Source organism: Listeria farberi, assembly GCF_014229245.1.
In the GTDB taxonomy this organism is placed as follows: domain Bacteria; phylum Bacillota; class Bacilli; order Lactobacillales; family Listeriaceae; genus Listeria; species Listeria farberi.
The window spans coordinates 1-15,323 of sequence record NZ_JAARZJ010000002.1 but is presented as its reverse complement, the minus strand read 5'-3'; the positions used below and the strand labels follow the sequence as shown (position 1 = coordinate 15,323).

Annotated in this window: 18 protein-coding genes; 16 read left to right on the top strand and 2 right to left on the bottom strand. The window is 35.9% G+C overall.

The genetic code is table 11. The features are described from left to right. Nucleotides 1–55 precede the first annotated feature (55 nt). Nucleotides 56–817, bottom strand: a complete 762-nt coding sequence (ytvA, locus tag HCB45_RS01870) for a YtvA family blue-light photoreceptor (protein ID WP_185318247.1) — start codon at nt 815–817, stop codon at nt 56–58. Between the two features lie 151 nt (nt 818–968). On the opposite strand from ytvA, the gene HCB45_RS01865 reads away from it, so the two are divergent. The 16 genes from HCB45_RS01865 to HCB45_RS01790 all read left to right on the top strand — a co-directional run bounded on the left by HCB45_RS01865 (nt 969) and on the right by HCB45_RS01790 (nt 14,776). Beyond that, nucleotides 969–1,319, top strand: a complete 351-nt coding sequence (locus tag HCB45_RS01865) for an iron-sulfur cluster biosynthesis family protein (RefSeq protein WP_185318248.1) — start codon at nt 969–971, stop codon at nt 1,317–1,319. Nucleotides 1,320–1,469: 150 nt separating this feature from the next. After that, nucleotides 1,470–2,108, top strand: a complete 639-nt coding sequence (locus HCB45_RS01860; RefSeq protein WP_185318249.1) for a GTP pyrophosphokinase — start codon at nt 1,470–1,472, stop codon at nt 2,106–2,108. Nucleotides 2,109–2,234: 126 nt separating this feature from the next. Further along, on the top strand, nt 2,235–4,283 hold the full coding sequence (locus HCB45_RS01855; RefSeq protein ID WP_185618491.1) for a Na+/H+ antiporter: 2,049 nt from the start codon (nt 2,235–2,237) through the stop codon (nt 4,281–4,283). Nucleotides 4,284–4,464: 181 nt separating this feature from the next. Next, nucleotides 4,465–4,845 (top strand): hypothetical protein, encoded by a 381-nt coding sequence (locus HCB45_RS01850; protein WP_185318251.1) that lies wholly within the window; start codon nt 4,465–4,467, stop codon nt 4,843–4,845. 241 nt (nt 4,846–5,086) lie between these two features. Beyond that, nucleotides 5,087–5,629, top strand: coding sequence for a type II toxin-antitoxin system RelB family anti-toxin (gene relB, locus HCB45_RS01845; protein ID WP_185607611.1), 543 nt, complete (start codon nt 5,087–5,089; stop codon nt 5,627–5,629). Nucleotides 5,630–5,644: 15 nt separating this feature from the next. Further along, entirely contained in the window at nt 5,645–6,739 is a 1,095-nt protein-coding gene (locus HCB45_RS01840) for an ABC transporter ATP-binding protein (protein ID WP_185318253.1), read from the top strand. Continuing rightward, nucleotides 6,739–7,548, top strand: coding sequence for an ABC transporter permease (locus HCB45_RS01835; RefSeq protein WP_003721372.1), 810 nt, complete (start codon nt 6,739–6,741; stop codon nt 7,546–7,548). The genes HCB45_RS01840 and HCB45_RS01835 overlap by 1 nt, the downstream gene beginning before the upstream one ends. Continuing rightward, a complete protein-coding gene (locus HCB45_RS01830; RefSeq protein WP_185618489.1) occupies nt 7,545–8,351 on the top strand; it encodes an ABC transporter permease in 807 nt (268 codons plus the stop codon). Before HCB45_RS01835 ends, HCB45_RS01830 begins: the two co-directional genes overlap by 4 nt. Then, complete coding sequence (locus HCB45_RS01825; protein WP_185618487.1) at nt 8,348–9,421, top strand: ABC transporter substrate-binding protein; 1,074 nt, start codon at nt 8,348–8,350, stop codon at nt 9,419–9,421. Before HCB45_RS01830 ends, HCB45_RS01825 begins: the two co-directional genes overlap by 4 nt. 240 nt (nt 9,422–9,661) lie before the next feature. Further along, nucleotides 9,662–10,012 carry an epimerase gene (locus tag HCB45_RS01820; RefSeq protein WP_221771056.1) on the top strand — a complete coding sequence of 117 codons (351 nt, stop codon included), beginning with the start codon at nt 9,662–9,664 and terminating at the stop codon, nt 10,010–10,012. Nucleotides 10,013–10,231: 219 nt separating this feature from the next. Continuing rightward, entirely contained in the window at nt 10,232–10,933 is a 702-nt protein-coding gene (locus tag HCB45_RS01815) for a carbonic anhydrase (RefSeq protein ID WP_185618484.1), read from the top strand. Nucleotides 10,934–11,000: 67 nt separating this feature from the next. Next, the gene (locus tag HCB45_RS01810) at nt 11,001–11,543 is read left to right on the top strand and encodes an HD domain-containing protein (protein ID WP_185618482.1); all 543 of its coding nucleotides are present in this window, start codon (nt 11,001–11,003) and stop codon (nt 11,541–11,543) included. 136 nt (nt 11,544–11,679) lie between these two features. Further along, nucleotides 11,680–12,552 (top strand): ROK family protein, encoded by an 873-nt coding sequence (locus tag HCB45_RS01805; protein WP_185318256.1) that lies wholly within the window; start codon nt 11,680–11,682, stop codon nt 12,550–12,552. Nucleotides 12,553–12,636: 84 nt separating this feature from the next. Further along, nucleotides 12,637–13,566: a nitronate monooxygenase gene (locus tag HCB45_RS01800; protein WP_185618480.1), complete on the top strand. Its 930-nt coding sequence runs from the start codon at nt 12,637–12,639 to the stop codon at nt 13,564–13,566. Nucleotides 13,567–13,799: 233 nt separating this feature from the next. Next, nucleotides 13,800–14,252 (top strand): MarR family winged helix-turn-helix transcriptional regulator, encoded by a 453-nt coding sequence (locus HCB45_RS01795; RefSeq protein ID WP_185318258.1) that lies wholly within the window; start codon nt 13,800–13,802, stop codon nt 14,250–14,252. A 17-nt stretch (nt 14,253–14,269) separates the two neighbouring features. Next, entirely contained in the window at nt 14,270–14,776 is a 507-nt protein-coding gene (locus HCB45_RS01790; protein ID WP_185318259.1) for a GNAT family N-acetyltransferase, read from the top strand. Nucleotides 14,777–14,803: 27 nt separating this feature from the next. On the opposite strand, the gene HCB45_RS01785 is transcribed toward HCB45_RS01790, so the two are convergent. Next, on the bottom strand, nt 14,804–15,217 hold the full coding sequence (locus tag HCB45_RS01785; protein WP_185618478.1) for a VOC family protein: 414 nt from the start codon (nt 15,215–15,217) through the stop codon (nt 14,804–14,806). Nucleotides 15,218–15,323 lie beyond the last annotated feature (106 nt).

Below are 15,323 nucleotides of genomic sequence, written 5' to 3'. Positions count from 1 at the left end.
TTATATTTGATTATTTACCCATAATAACGGAAAATGGGTTGTTTTGCAATACGTTTTAGTAAAATTGTAAAGCTTCTTTGATTGTGCTATAAGTAGTTAAACTAGATAGATTTTCTTGGTAGCGCATTAAAGTCATCGCAAATTTAGGTGAAATTCCAGTAATAATTAGTTCCACACCTGTTAGCTTCATAAAACCATGGAACTTCACAAGGTTCATGACAGCATCTTCATTAAAATCAGCAAGACCAGAAAGATCCATAATTAAGTAATCTTCTTTCCCATTATCCATATATTCGCTCACATATTCGGACATGTGTTGAAACCTGTCGTGGGTCAAGGAACCAATCAGCGGCAGCACACAAATATTTTCCTTAATGGGTACAATTGGCGTGGATAGTTTTTCGATTTCCCATAAGGATTTTTCAAGTTCCAGTTGATAATTATGCTCGGTCGTCACATCTTTTTGAATACCAACAAAATATAAATGATCATTATCATCATAAATCGGTTCAATTGTCAGTTCGTTCATAAAAGAAGTACCATCTTTTCGGTAATTTTTCAGTAAAACATTCGCAGTTGATTTTTGATTAATGGCATCACGGATTTTCGCAATTTCTTCTTTGTCAGTATCATTTCCTTGCAAAAAATGACAATTGGAGCCAATAGCATCTTCTTTGGTATAACCAGTAATATTTTCAAAACCTGTGTTCACAAAAATAATCGGATTGTTTTGTTGCTCAGGATCTGTAATAATTACTCCTACACTAGACAAATTTAATGCTTTTAAAATAACATCGAATTTTGGATAAGCGCTCATCTGCGTGTTTTCCCCCTTTGTAAATACATACCTATCATACCATGCTAAGGAACGAAAACCCAATGTCTAATTTGTGAAATAAATCGAATGTAAGCAGCACGAGCGAAATCTTGGTAACTCAGGTGTATAATAGAGTTAGAGGTGATTGGTTATGTATATTACATTTACAGATAGCGCCATAAATCGGCTAAACGCGCTTCGTTCAAATCTTTCAGGTCAGTTGCATCTATACTATGATACAGAAGGGTGTTCCTGTGAAAACAGCGGCATATTTACCCTTCGATTAGTAGCAAAGAAAACTCCTGAAGATGATGAAATAGATTCAAATATCGGTCCTGTATTAATTAAGCGCTGGACGGAAATATTTTTAGAAGAAGCGTTAACGATTGATTATAATGACACCGAAAAAACGCTAATATTAAAAAGTGATGGACAGTATTATAATCGTAATTTATTGCTTGTGACAGATAAGGATAAAGTAATTAGTTGTCCCATTAGTTAAATAGAGAATTAGCCTAGAATAATTTTTATTCTAGGCTTTTTTATGAAAAATTCATTAGAATGTGGTGAAACTTTCGTCATATAGTTACGCTAGCTTCTGTTTTGTAGTAACATGGAATAGGAAGTTTATACATATGGAAGGAGTGTCATCATGGAACAACCATCAGTAGACGAACTAAAGCATTGGCGAAATGTTATGCTACTTCACCGTTTTGCATTAGAAGAAGTGAACACGAAACTTAAAATATTGAATGAAGAATTTCAATTTATACATGACTATAATCCAATGGAACACTTGAAATCACGGGTCAAATCTCTCGAAAGTATAGGGGCAAAACTGGAAAAGAAAAATGTGGATATTACACCAGAAAATGCACTTAAATATGTACATGATATTGCGGGAATTCGAATCACCTGTTCTTTTGTATCTGATATTTTTCGTATTCATGAAATGCTTGCCGGCCAAAGTGATATAACGATTAAGCGTGTGAAAGACTATGTAACTAATCCTAAACCTAATGGCTACCGGAGTTTACATTTACTTTGCGAGGTACCTGTGTTTTTAACGAACCGTTCGGAAAAAATGACGGTTGAAATTCAAATTCGGACAGTTGCAATGGATTTTTGGGCAAGCTTAGAACATAAAATTTACTATAAATATCAACAAGAAGCACCAGAAGAACTTGTAAAAGAATTACAAGATGCCGCGCGAATTATTACTCATTTGGATGAAAAAATGAAAAACTTGAATGACCAAATTGATCAATATAAAAAAGAAAAAGAAAATTAATCTCATAAATGGCTTTATTTCTTTCTGAACCGAGTGGTACAAAGAAATGAAGCTGTTTTATATTTGCGTGATAATTTATTTTGCTTCATAATAATATAGGAGAAAAACGAAAGGGGACGATACATATTGGAGATATTTTTATATGTTTTAGCATTACTTGTAGCAATTTTTATTTCTAATTTACTAAATCGGTTTGTTCCCTTTGTTTCGGTGCCGCTAATTCAGATTGGACTTGGTGTAATCATTGCCATTATGCCAATTACATTCGACTTAAAATTAAATCCAGAACTTTTTCTAGTAATGTTCATTGCACCACTTTTATTTAATGATGGAAAGCGAACAGATAAGGCTGCACTTTGGGGAATGCGAATGCCGATTTTAGTACTTGCTCTTGGGCTTGTATTTGCGACTGTAGTTGTAATTGGGTATTTTGTCCACTGGATGATTCCAACCGTTCCACTTGCAGCAGCTTTTGCTCTTGCAGCAGCTCTTGCGCCAACTGATGCTGTAGCCGTTAGTTCACTTTCTGGGCGGATTAATTTACCAAAACGGATAATGAATTTGCTAGAAGGAGAAGCGCTTATTAATGACGCTTCAGGACTAGTTGCGTTCCAATTTGCGATTGCTGCGATGGTGACAGGCGTATTTAGTTTAATGGATGCGAGTATTAGCTTTTTAATTATCGCGATTGGTGGTATTTTAGTAGGACTCGTTTTAAGTTGGTTAAAATTCCGATTGTTAAAATGGGTTCGCGGTCTTGGGATGGAAGATGTTACGTTTCACATGCTTATCCAAATTTTAACGCCATTTATTATTTATTTAGCGGCAGAGGAATTACACGTTTCAGGAATTTTAGCGGTGGTTGCAGCTGGGATTATGCATTCAATGGAACAGAAGAAAATTGATCCACAATTAGTTAAATTAAATGTTGTTTCACAAAGTACTTGGTCAGTCATTATTTTTGTTTTAAATGGACTAGTCTTTTTACTATTAGGAACTCAATTACCTTCTATTATAGAAGTGGTTTGGAATGATTCTGGTAGTAGTAATTTACAGGTGGTTGCTTATATATTATCCATTACGGTAGCCCTTATTTTACTGCGGTTTTTGTGGGTTTACATATCGTGGAGTATTGGTGCGAAACAACACCAAAAGCGAAATAAAAAAACACAATTACCGCAACTTAGACCTGTTATCTTAACGTCGCTTTCTGGTGTGCGCGGGGCAGTTACACTTGCCAGTGCGCTTGCGATTCCATTTTTTCTTGATGATGGGACGCTGTTTCCACAGCGATCATTGATTATTTTTATTGCATCAGGAGTTATTCTTTGTACGCTAGTTATTGCAACATTCATCTTGCCACTTTTAGCAAAAAGTGAAGAAGTGACAACTGTGGATGAACGAGCAGAAATTGCAACACGCATTCGGATTCTTAGAAATGTTATTAGAGAATTGAAAGATCAAACGCGACCAGAAACAAAAGCTGCAACAGATGAAGTCATTGAGGACTATCGAAGACGAATTTATGATTTACAGCAAAATAGTAATTCTAGTCGTGGGATGGACGAAAGAGAACGCGAAAAACGTTTAGAAATTATTCAATGGGAACGGGATAACACCCAAAAAATGACGGATGAAGGTCGCATTGTGGCAACAGATAGCTATCGTTATCAACATTACCTTAATATGAGGGAGCAGGCTATTAAACAGCGCTTTCGGACAAAAGTCAAAACTGCGTGGATGTTTTTTTATCGTTTAGTTATGCTTGTTATTCATCCGAAAAAATGGGGCACAGTAACTCATAAAATGAAAAAAGGTATTTCTACAGATAGCGAACGTTTTCAAGCAATTCGCAAATTAAGAGAAGAAAATGAAATACTCGTTATTCAAAAGCTTAAAGAACAATTAACAAAAGAAAATGCTGATATTATTGGAACGCTGATAACAGAACATACTATTTTTCTTGAACGTATTAGAAAAGAGCATGGTCCAAAAGGAAAACATGCAAAATTCGAACAGAAAAAAAAGGAAGTACAAGTAGTAGCATTCCAATTAGAACGAGACATTATTCAAAACATGTTTGAAACAGGCGGGATTTCAAGAGATCTAGCTAGAGACTTGCGTCAGAATTTAAATATGATTGAAACGTATTTAGATGCTGATTTTTTAGAGTGAAACGTTTAATTAGCTCTTTATATCAAATGAAGATAAGCAATTGTTGACTAACGATTTACTAACAAGGAGGATACAAATGAATACAATTGAAGATTTGAAAAATTTTTATCAAGAAATAGGAATAGAATTATGTCCTTATAAGAAAGAGACGATTGAAACAGCAATTCAAAAGTGAGGTACGTTGCCTGATATTTTAATTCAATATTATGAAACAATAGGTTCTTTAATTGATGAAAATGAATATGCTTTAGAAGATTTTCCATTCGATATTATGGCTCCGTTTGAATTACATGAGTTTTATAGAGGGCGTGGACAAGATGAATGTGAAGAATATATAAAAATTGCTGAGGAAATTCATGGCTCGATAGAATTTGTTGTAAGAAAATCAGAATTAAGTTTAGCGGATCCAGATATTTATATATGTGGTGATACATTTATAGATGAAATGAAAAAGCAAGATCGTTTATACGTTTCAGCAAAAAGTGTGGGAGAGACACAAATAACAACCTTATGGCTATTCTTAACAGCTGTCGCTAAGGATGTACAAACACATATAAACTAATTTTTAACTATAGTTGAAGATATGAAATAAAGATAAGTCGCATTTTGTTAATGTAACTTATCTTTTTTTATGAGTTTGTAAAAGAGAAAGAACAAAGTAATAGGAGTTTAAAAAAACTATTGTTCCTGCCTACACTTTATTGTATAATGTACCTTGCTGTAAGTAAACTTTTTGTTTGATATTAGTAAACTTCTATGACTTGAGGTTTACTATCACTAAACTTGAAAGAAAGGACATTGACATGGAAATTGGCAAACGCATAAAAAATCTTAGACTCAGCAAGAACTTGACACAAGAAGAATTAGGCGAACGAACGGATTTGACGAAGGGATATATTTCTCAGCTAGAACGAGATTTGAGCTCTCCTTCGATTGAAACGTTATTTGCTATTTTGGAAGTGTTAGGTTCCACTCCGAAAGATTTCTTTGATGAAGAAGAACATAATCAAAAAGTAATTTACGGAGAGTTAGAGCATACTTTCTTTGAAGATGAAGAAAAAGGTTACAGAATAAAGTGGCTTGTTCCAGAATCGAATGAAAAAGAAATGGAACCAGTGCTACTTGAAATAGAGGCAAATAGCTGTTTTAAAAGCTTCGAACCATCACTGTCAGAAACTTTTGCTTATGTGTTAAAAGGGGAAGTGACCGTGCTACTTGGTCGAAATGAGTATGCAGCTAAAAAAGGAGAAGCTATTTATTTCCACGCCGCAGATGAACATCAAATTATTAATCGAGCAACGGAACAAGCGACACTCATCTTAGTAGCGACAGAGTCATATTTATAAGGGAGGTAAATGATTGTGACAGAAACAATTATTCGTTTTGAAAACGTAACAAAGCAATTTGATAATGACCCGCCAGTGCTTGACAATGTCAGTTTTGAAATAGAAAAAGGAAAGTTTTATACTTTGCTTGGCCCATCTGGTTGCGGGAAAACAACCATTTTGCGCTTAATTGCTGGATTTTTAGAAGCTTCAGAAGGACAAATTTACTTAGGAGATAAAGTAATTAACCAAATTCCAGCCAATAAACGGCCGGTAAATACTGTTTTCCAAGATTATGCGTTATTTCCACATTTAAACGTGTATGAAAATGTGGCTTTTGGACTGCGTATTAAAAAGCTAAAAAAAGATGCAATCGATAAAAAAGTACAAGAAGCGCTGCGCTTTGTTAACTTAAAAGGCTACGAAAAAAGAGAAATTAGCGAAATGTCTGGCGGACAAAGACAACGTGTCGCAATCGCGCGGGCAATCGTTAATGAACCAGAAGTTATTTTACTTGATGAACCACTGTCAGCGCTTGATTTAAAACTACGTACCGAAATGCAATATGAGTTGCGTGATTTACAAAAACGTCTTGGGATTACGTTTATTTTTGTGACACATGACCAAGAAGAAGCACTTGCGATGAGCGATGAAATTTTTGTATTAAACAAAGGCGAAATTCAACAAAGCGGTACGCCAATTGATATTTACGATGAGCCAATTAATAAATTTGTTGCTGATTTTATCGGCGAATCCAACATTGTTAATGGCAAAATGATTCAAGATTTCGAAGTGGAATTTGTGGAAAGACGTTTTGAATGTGTCGACCAAGGGTTCCGTCCAAATGAAATTGTCGAAGTAGTTATCCGTCCGGAAGATTTAGAGATTACTTCGGCTGAAAAAGGAAAACTTCAAGTAACCGTTGATTGGATGCTTTTCCGTGGTGTGCACTATGAAGTAGGCTGTATCGATACTGATGGAAATGAATGGCTTGTTCACACAACGAGAAAAGTTCGTGTGGGTGATAAGATTGGCTTAGCGTTTGAACCAGAGGCAATTCATGTTATGCGTCTTGGCGAAACGGAGGAAGAATTCGATAAGCGGCTTGATAGCTACGATGAGGTGCAGTAATGAATAGACGTACCCGTACAGTTTATCTCGTTCCTTATGTTCTTTGGATTTTACTTTTTGTTGTTGCACCGATTTTATTAATTGTTTATTATTCTTTTTTTGATGTAGATGGCAATTTTACGGTAGATAATTATATTCACTTTTTTACCCCTGTATATTTGAAAATGACGGCTAGTTCCTTCTGGTACGCGTTTTTAATTACAGTTTTTACTTTGCTAATTTCTTATCCAACGGCTTATTTGTTAACGAAATTAAAGCATAAACAATTGTGGTTATTACTCATAATTTTACCGACTTGGATTAATTTACTGCTTAAAGCGTATGCCTTTATTGGGATTTTCGGGACATACGGGGCAGCGAATCAGTTTTTAGAAATACTTGGAATTGGCTCGAAACAGATTTTATTTACGGATTTTAGTTTCTTATTTGTATCGACTTATATTTTTATTCCGTTTATGATTTTACCGATTTTTAATGCAATTGAGGAAATTAATCCTACGTTAATTCAGGCATCGCGTGATTTAGGGGCTTCTAGTTTAACTACATTTAGAAGAGTGATATTCCCGCTCACTGCTGACGGCGTGAAATCGGGGTGTCAGGCTGTTTTTATTCCAGCGCTATCACTCTTTATGATTACGCGATTAATTGCAGGAAACCGTGTGATTACGCTCGGAACAGCGATTGAAGAACATTTCCTTGTCACGCAAGACTGGGGTATGGGTTCAACGATTGGCGTATTTTTAATTATTGCGATGATTTTAATTATGTTTTTAACAGGTTCGAAAAAGAAAAGAGGTGCGCGTAAATGAAGAAAAGTAAATGGGGTACGATTTATTTAGTGCTTGTTTTTGTGATTTTATATGCGCCGATTTTCTATTTGATTTTTTATTCGTTTAATAAAGGTGGAACGATGCATGGTTTCAGCGGTTTTACGCTTGGTTATTACAAGGAAGTTTTCCAAGATACGCGCTTACTAATTATTGTTTTAAATACGTTTGTGATTGCGCTACTTTCTTCAGTGATTGCAACTATTATTGGGGTTTGCGGGGCGCTGGCGATTAAATTTATGCCAAAACCTTTTGCGAAAAACTCGCTTTTAAGTTTGAATAATGTGTTGATTGTTAGCCCGGACGTTATTATCGGTGCTAGTTTCTTGATTTTCTTTACGATTTTAGGTGTAAAATTAGGCTTTATCTCTGTTTTAGTGTCACATATTGCCTTTAGTATACCAATTGTCGTATTGATGATTTTGCCGAAGTTGCAAGAAATGAGTCCGACGTTAATGGATGCTGCGCGTGATTTAGGAGCAAGCCAGTGGCAAGTTCTTTCGAAAGTTATTTTGCCCTATATTATGCCAGGTGTTTTAGCTGGATTTTTCATGGCCTTAACGTACTCGCTAGACGATTTTGCCGTAACTTTCTTTGTAACAGGAAATGGTTTCTCAACTTTAGCGGTAGAAATTTATTCTCGAGCAAGACAAGGGATTTCGCTTTCTATCAATGCTTTATCGACACTTATTTTCCTATTTACCATTATTTTAGTGATCGGTTATTACTTTATCAACCAACGTAATACAAGTAAAAATATTCGGACGGGGGCGACGAAAGAATGAAGCAACTGCTGAAAATTTTTGTACCTGTAATTGTCGTCGCACTCCTAATGATGCTACTTGCAACAACGATGAACCGCTCTGAGGGCTACGCTGGGAGTAATACGCTGACGATTTATAATTGGGGCGATTACATTGATCCATCGCTCATTACTAAATTTGAAAAAGAAACTGGCATCAAGGTCATTTACCAAACATTTGATTCTAACGAAGCGATGATGACGAAAATTGAGCAAGGTGGAACGACCTTTGATATTGCAGTGCCAAGTGATTACGCGATTAGTAAAATGAAAGAAGAAAATTTGCTGATTCCGCTTGATCATTCCAAACTGCCAAATGAAAAATATCTTGATCCGCGTTTTATGGACTTGTCGTTTGATGATGATAATAAATATTCGATGCCGTATTTCTGGGGAACGCTTGGTATTATTTATAATAAAAAAATGTTCCCGGATAAAAATTTCGATACGTGGAATGCGTTATTTGATCCCGAATTGAAAAACCAAATCTTGCTAATTGATGGGGCGCGTGAAGTGATGGGGCTTGGGCTGAATAGTCTCGGTTACTCACTAAACGATACGAATAAAGCCCACCTACAAGCTGCCAGAGATAAGTTAGAAACAATGACGCCGAATGTAAAAGCAATTGTTGGCGATGAGATTAAACTTCTCATGGCGGACAATGAAGCGGGTGTCGCGGTTACTTTCTCCGGAGAAGCAGCGGAAATGCTAAGTGAAAATGAAGATTTAGAATATGTTATTCCAAAAGACGGCTCCAATTTATGGTTCGACAACATGGTCATTCCAAAAACGGCAAAAAATGTCGATGGCGCGCATAAATTTATTAACTTCATGCTAAAACCAGAAAATGCTGCAATTAACGCTGAATATGTCGGCTATGCAACACCAAATGAAAAAGCTGTTAAGTTGTTACCAAAAGAAATTTCGAGTGACGAACGTTTTTATCCGGATATGGACGAACTAAATAATTTAGAAGTATATGATAACCTCGGTAAACGAATGCTGTCGTATTATAATGAATTATTTTTGGAGTTTAAGATGTACCGGAAATAAAATGCCTTCATTGAAATATGGCAATATGAAGAACTCCTAGAAACCTTTAACTATTGTTTTTTAGATTTATTGTATGAAGTCATTTTTCTATAATTTAAGAGGTTTAGTATTTTCATGCTAAACCTCTTTTTATACTATATAAATTGCTTGGAAAATGTTTCAGCACTAGTTTTTTCTTTTTGTAGTTAAACGTATCTGCTATAATTAATGCAATAAAATACTGCTTTAGGGAGGATTTTCATGGATGAGTCGAATTTAACAATGTTTGGAAAGGAATTCATAACTTCTACTCGAGATAGAACTATTCAACATTTAGAATCTTTATTAAATCAAGAAATCAAAGCACCTTCTTTACAGGATATTCAACATAAGCTTTCAATGATGAATGAAGAAGAAAAAGAATTTTTACATCTTTTAGGGACAATGATTGTTGATAATACTTTATTTAACTTTTTAACTATGTTTGAGGAATCGGAAGACAACCTTACGCTCTTAGCAAATCATGAAAATATTGTCGAATCAAGTGATGGACTTGCGGGTGAGTTGTTTACTGATGCTGGGTGGATATCAAAGTTTAGTCGGTTTAAATAATATAGTGCTAAATCTTGGTCAGTTTTGTATTAGGTTTTATAAGCTTCTGCAATCAAAGATATTTTAGAATAAATATTGTACTAAAAACAAAGCCACCAGTATCTTCCCGCCAGTTCACACCAAAGTCAAAACACGAACATTAAGCAAATTACTTGTGGAATAGATCAGCTATCCGCTAAAATAATGTTACGCAATTTTTTTCGAAAAGGAGAAATGGTTATGACAAAGGAAAAAGTGTTATGGGGTTACGATGAAAAGACTGGACCAGAAATGTGGGGGCATATCTGTTCTGACTTTGAAATCGCACATACTGGAAAGGCTCAATCGCCAGTAGATATTGAACAAGCTGATGTTGTGAAATTAAAACCATCAACAATGAAATTTTACTATAAAGAAACAGACTATACGATTAGAAGAATTGAACAATCGGTGCATATTTTTCCTCATGATAAAGAACAAGGATTACGCTTTAATGGCGAGTATTATCCACTTGTATCGTTTCATGCACATATTCCGGCAGAGCATTTACTCGACGGCTATATGTATCCGATTGAATGGCATTTTGTTCATGAAAAACCAGACGGAACAACGCTTGTAATGAGTGCTTGGATGGAAATTGATAATACAAATAATGTCGAATTCAAAGATTTACCGACGTATTTCCCAGAAGTGTTCGCTGATTTTGAAACAGAACGGGAAATTACTTTGGATGTAAATGAATTTATGCCAGAAGAACGTGTTTTCTATACATACCAAGGTTCACGGACGACACCACCAACCGTGGAAGGCGTAACTTGGATCGTGTTAAAAAATGCGAAGACACTTGGCCAAGAAGATTTCACTGAATTTGAAAAAGCAATTGGTAATACAAGTCGACCAGTACAAGATTTAAATGGTCGTGAAATTACTTTTTACAATTAAAAAACTAGAAAGCCTCGCTCGAATCTTGTATAGTATAGACATAGATTCTGAGTGGAGGCTTCTTTTTATGTATGAAAAAGCGAGACAGATGATGATCGAAGCGCATAGTGGCCAAGTTCGCAAAATTACAGGCGAACCTTATTTTTCGCACCCTCTGAACGTAGCGAGAATATTGCGCCGCGCTGGTTTTCGCGAAGAAGTCGTTGTCGCGGGATTACTGCACGATGCCGTTGAGGATACGGAAATGACTGATGCCGATATTCGCGCAACATTTGGCGATGAAGTAGCCGATTTAGTCGCGTCTCATACAGAAAATAAAACGTTATCTTGGGAAGAGCGAAAAGCACACACAATCGAACAAGTGCGCACCGGAAATTTAGAAGAAAAAGCGTTAATCGTGGCGGATAAGCTAGACAATTTAACCTCTGTCAAATATGCCTTAAGCTCGGAAGGAAAGTCTGTCTGGGGTTATTTTAAACGTGGCTATGAACTCCAAAAATGGTACAACCAAGGCATCAAAAATAATATGGAATACGGATTAAATCCATCTGAAATTCCTCCATTTTTTGATGAATATGCGCGACTTGTGAAGTGGATTTTTAAGAAGTAAAATTTTGTGTTTAAATATCTGTTAAATTAGGTATTTAGAATTAAAATGATAAGTTTTTAGAAAATAAGTTTCTTTTTCCAGAAAACTATTGTAAAATGAAAGCGTTATAAAACTTACGAGAAGGGAAGTTTTTTGAATGGTTTATGGAGCAATTGAAGCAGGCGGAACTAAATTTGTTGTAGCAATCGGAGAAAAGTCAGGGAAAATTATTAAACGTGAGAGCTACCCGACAACGGAGCCAGCAGAAACAATGAAAGCAGTCATTCAATTTTTCAAACAATATCAAGATGAATTAAAAGCAATTGGAATTGGTTCATTTGGACCGATTGATATTCAAAAATCAAGTGCTACATACGGTTATATCACGCAAACACCAAAACTAGCATGGCGCAATTATGATATCGTTGGTGCAATGAAAAAAGAATTTAATGTGCCTATTGGTTTTACGACGGATGTTAATGCAGCCGCTTTAGGAGAAGTGAGTTTAGGCGCGGCCGCTGGTTTAGATAGTTGTATTTATTTAACTATCGGAACAGGAATCGGTGGTGGAGCAGTTGTTTCGGGTAAAATCTTAGAAGGTTTTTCTCATCCAGAAATGGGACATATCATGGTGCGCCGTCATAAGCGCGACCGTTTCACTGGAAGTTGTCCGAGTCATAGTGACTGTTTAGAGGGGCTTGCAGCTGGTGGAGCAATTGAAAAACGCTGGGGTCAAAAAGCGGCAGAACTTGCAGATAATGAAGAAGTTTGGAATTTAGAGGCGCATTACATCGCGCAAGCTCTAATGAATTACACACTTATCCTATCCCCAGAAAGAATCGTATTAGGTGGTGGAGTCATGAAACAACGCCAACTTTTCCCACTTGTCCGTCAAAAATTAAAAGCGCTCGTTAATAATTATGTTCAGCTACCAGATTTAGATGCATATATCGTTCCTCCAAAGTTAGAAGATGACGCTGGAATTACTGGCTGTGTCTTGCTCGCTGTGGATGCAGAAGAGTCTAATTAATGGTGAAAAACAGCTCTAGTTTATAGGGCTGTTTTTTGATATACTAAATTGTGATAAAACAAACAAGAACGCAGGAGGAAAAAGATGTCGATTACGAACTTATTAAATATTAAATATCCGATTATCCAAGGTGCGATGGCCCAAATTGCCAAAGCTCCACTTGTAGCCGCTGTGTCTAATGCTGGCGGTTTAGGAATTATCGCTTCTGGCGGAATGACTGCCGACATGCTACGCGAAGAAATCCAAAAAACAAAAGCACTGACAGATAAACCATTTGGCGTTAACTTAATGCTAATGATGACGAATATTGCGGAATTAACCGAAGTAATTATTGAAGAAAAAGTGGGAATCGTTACAACCGGAGCGGGAACGCCAAAAACATTTATGCCAATCTGGAAAAAAGCTGGAATTATCGTGATTCCTGTTGTCCCATCCGTAATGATTGCTAAACGCATGGAAAAAATGGGCGCGGACGCAGTTATCGCAGAAGGAACGGAAGCTGGAGGACACGTTGGCGAAACAACAACAATGGCGCTATTACCTCAAATCGTGGATGCTGTAACTATTCCAGTCATTGGCGCAGGCGGAATTGCCGACGGTCGTGGAATCGCTGCGGCTCTAGCTCTAGGTGCAAAAGGTGTCCAAATCGGCACACGCTTCCTAGCAACCGATGAATGCCCCGTACACCCGGATTTCAAAGCAGCCGTAATCAAAGCTTCTGACCGCGACACGATGGTTACTGGTCGAAAAGCCGGCGCTCCCGTTCGCTCGATTAAAAACAAAATGATCAAAGAATACATCCGTTTAGAAGAAGAAAACGCCGATCGTGATACGTTAGAAGAGTTAACTTTAGGCTCTTTACGAAAAGCAGTACAAGAAGGCGACACAGACAATGGCTCTGTCATGGCTGGACAAATCGCTGGATTAATTACAGAAATTAAACCTTGTAAAGATGTTATTGAAGAGATGATGATAGATGCTAAGAATGTGATTGCTGGGTTAGAATTAAATTAATGTTTTAAACTGCTTTCTTTTGAAGCGTTCACTAAAATAGTTTCAATGAAGTCGTAAAATTTTATTAATATAGGATTTTTAGTAAATCATAAAAAAAGCCGTTTCAGTGCAACCAAGTGCTGATACGGTTTTTTTGTTAGTAGAAAAATTCCATTTCTATTTCCTCAGTACGTCCTCTGTGCTATACTTATGAAAAGATATATTATTGCAAATGCAATAAAAGGAGATTGGTAATGAAAGATATATTAAGAGATATAGGTGTTATTGCTCGGGCACTTGATTCAATAAGTAATATCGAATTTAAAGAATTAAATCTAGCAAAGGGGCAATTTATTTATCTAGTTAGAATTTGCGAAAACCAAGGAATTATTCAAGAAAAATTAGTAGATATTTTAAAAATCGATCGTACTACTGCTTCGAGAGCTATTAAGAATTTAGAGAAAAATGGTTTGATTATAAAGAAACAGGATAAGAATAATAAAAAAAATAAACTATTATTCCCAACAGACAAAGGCCAACAAGTATATCCTTTAATTATCCGCGAAAATGAATATTCTAATGAAGTAGCTTTAAAAGGATTTACTGAAGCTGAGATTAATATGCTCTCCGGGGCGCTCAAGAAGGTCAAAGAAAATATTGCGGATGACTGGCTATATGTGAAAAAAGGCAATAAAAGAAGTTATTAATTGTGGAGGAAAAAGTAATGATAAGATTATGTATAAAAAGTGATTTACAACCGCTCTTAGAAATAAGTTATAAGACATTTGATGAAACCTTTAGAGCACAAAATAAACCGGAAAATATGGATGCATATTTAAAAACAAACTTTACAGCAAAAAAATTAAGAAATGAATTAGAAAATCCCTATTCCTATTTTTATTTTATTTATCATCAAGAAGCCATTGCTGGATATTTAAAACTAAATATAGGAGATGCTCAAACAGAAGAAATAGTGGGGAATACAATCGAAATAGAGCGTATTTATGTATTAAAATCATTTCAAAAAAAGGGACTAGGTAATGATTTATTTAGCAAAGCGGTAGAGATAGCGAGAGAAGTTAATGCAGAAAAAATATGGTTAGGTGTTTGGGAGAAGAATAAAAATGCTATTCAATTTTATGAAAAGATGGGCTTTACTCCAAATGGAGAACATGATTTTTATATGGGCGATGATTGTCAAACAGATATTATTATGATAAAAAATTTATAGACCAAAAAAGTTGAGCTTATACTGGGCTCAATTTTTTTGGTCAAAATTAAGCTGCCAAAACACCCCAAACCTATCCGTCACTTGCGCATAAGTCGAACCCCAGAATGCCACTTGCAACTCCATCTCTACTTTTCCATCTGTACGCAAAGCTTGATAGGCATATTTAATATCTTCCTCAGATGTAAAATTAATAAGGATCGTCACACGGTTCCCGGTTGTAAAAACATCATAAGGCGCATCCGTAATGTAAATAAACTCTTCCCCATTTTTGATTAAGCGACTGTGCATTAACCTTTCACCAAAAACCGCATCACCATCAAAATTATTCATCTCTTTAAAACGTTGGACGCTCGTAATTTCAGCTTGAAATACCTCGGCGTAAAACGTTAGTGCATCTTGACCTTCGCCATTAAAAACTAAGTACGGGACTGCAAAAGGCATGAAATCATCTCCTTTGGGTTTAATAGTTTAAGTATAAGCTTAATCTGCTAGTAAGTCATGTTTTTTAATAAGACAAAATTACTTGTAAATAAATGTAATATAGTAT

Coding starts and splice junctions, on each gene's coding strand:
- HCB45_RS01820 (WP_221771056.1), top strand. CDS start 9,662: ATGGATGAGTCGAATTTAACAATGTTTGGAAAGGAATTCATAACTTCT.
- HCB45_RS01790 (WP_185318259.1), top strand. CDS start 14,270: ATGATAAGATTATGTATAAAAAGTGATTTACAACCGCTCTTAGAAATA.
- HCB45_RS01810 (WP_185618482.1), top strand. CDS start 11,001: ATGTATGAAAAAGCGAGACAGATGATGATCGAAGCGCATAGTGGCCAA.
- HCB45_RS01825 (WP_185618487.1), top strand. CDS start 8,348: ATGAAGCAACTGCTGAAAATTTTTGTACCTGTAATTGTCGTCGCACTC.
- HCB45_RS01830 (WP_185618489.1), top strand. CDS start 7,545: ATGAAGAAAAGTAAATGGGGTACGATTTATTTAGTGCTTGTTTTTGTG.
- HCB45_RS01800 (WP_185618480.1), top strand. CDS start 12,637: ATGTCGATTACGAACTTATTAAATATTAAATATCCGATTATCCAAGGT.
- ytvA (WP_185318247.1), bottom strand. CDS start 817: ATGAGCGCTTATCCAAAATTCGATGTTATTTTAAAAGCATTAAATTTG.
- HCB45_RS01785 (WP_185618478.1), bottom strand. CDS start 15,217: ATGCCTTTTGCAGTCCCGTACTTAGTTTTTAATGGCGAAGGTCAAGAT.
- relB (WP_185607611.1), top strand. CDS start 5,087: ATGGAAATTGGCAAACGCATAAAAAATCTTAGACTCAGCAAGAACTTG.
- HCB45_RS01795 (WP_185318258.1), top strand. CDS start 13,800: ATGAAAGATATATTAAGAGATATAGGTGTTATTGCTCGGGCACTTGAT.
- HCB45_RS01815 (WP_185618484.1), top strand. CDS start 10,232: ATGACAAAGGAAAAAGTGTTATGGGGTTACGATGAAAAGACTGGACCA.
- HCB45_RS01865 (WP_185318248.1), top strand. CDS start 969: ATGTATATTACATTTACAGATAGCGCCATAAATCGGCTAAACGCGCTT.
- HCB45_RS01860 (WP_185318249.1), top strand. CDS start 1,470: ATGGAACAACCATCAGTAGACGAACTAAAGCATTGGCGAAATGTTATG.
- HCB45_RS01805 (WP_185318256.1), top strand. CDS start 11,680: ATGGTTTATGGAGCAATTGAAGCAGGCGGAACTAAATTTGTTGTAGCA.
- HCB45_RS01835 (WP_003721372.1), top strand. CDS start 6,739: ATGAATAGACGTACCCGTACAGTTTATCTCGTTCCTTATGTTCTTTGG.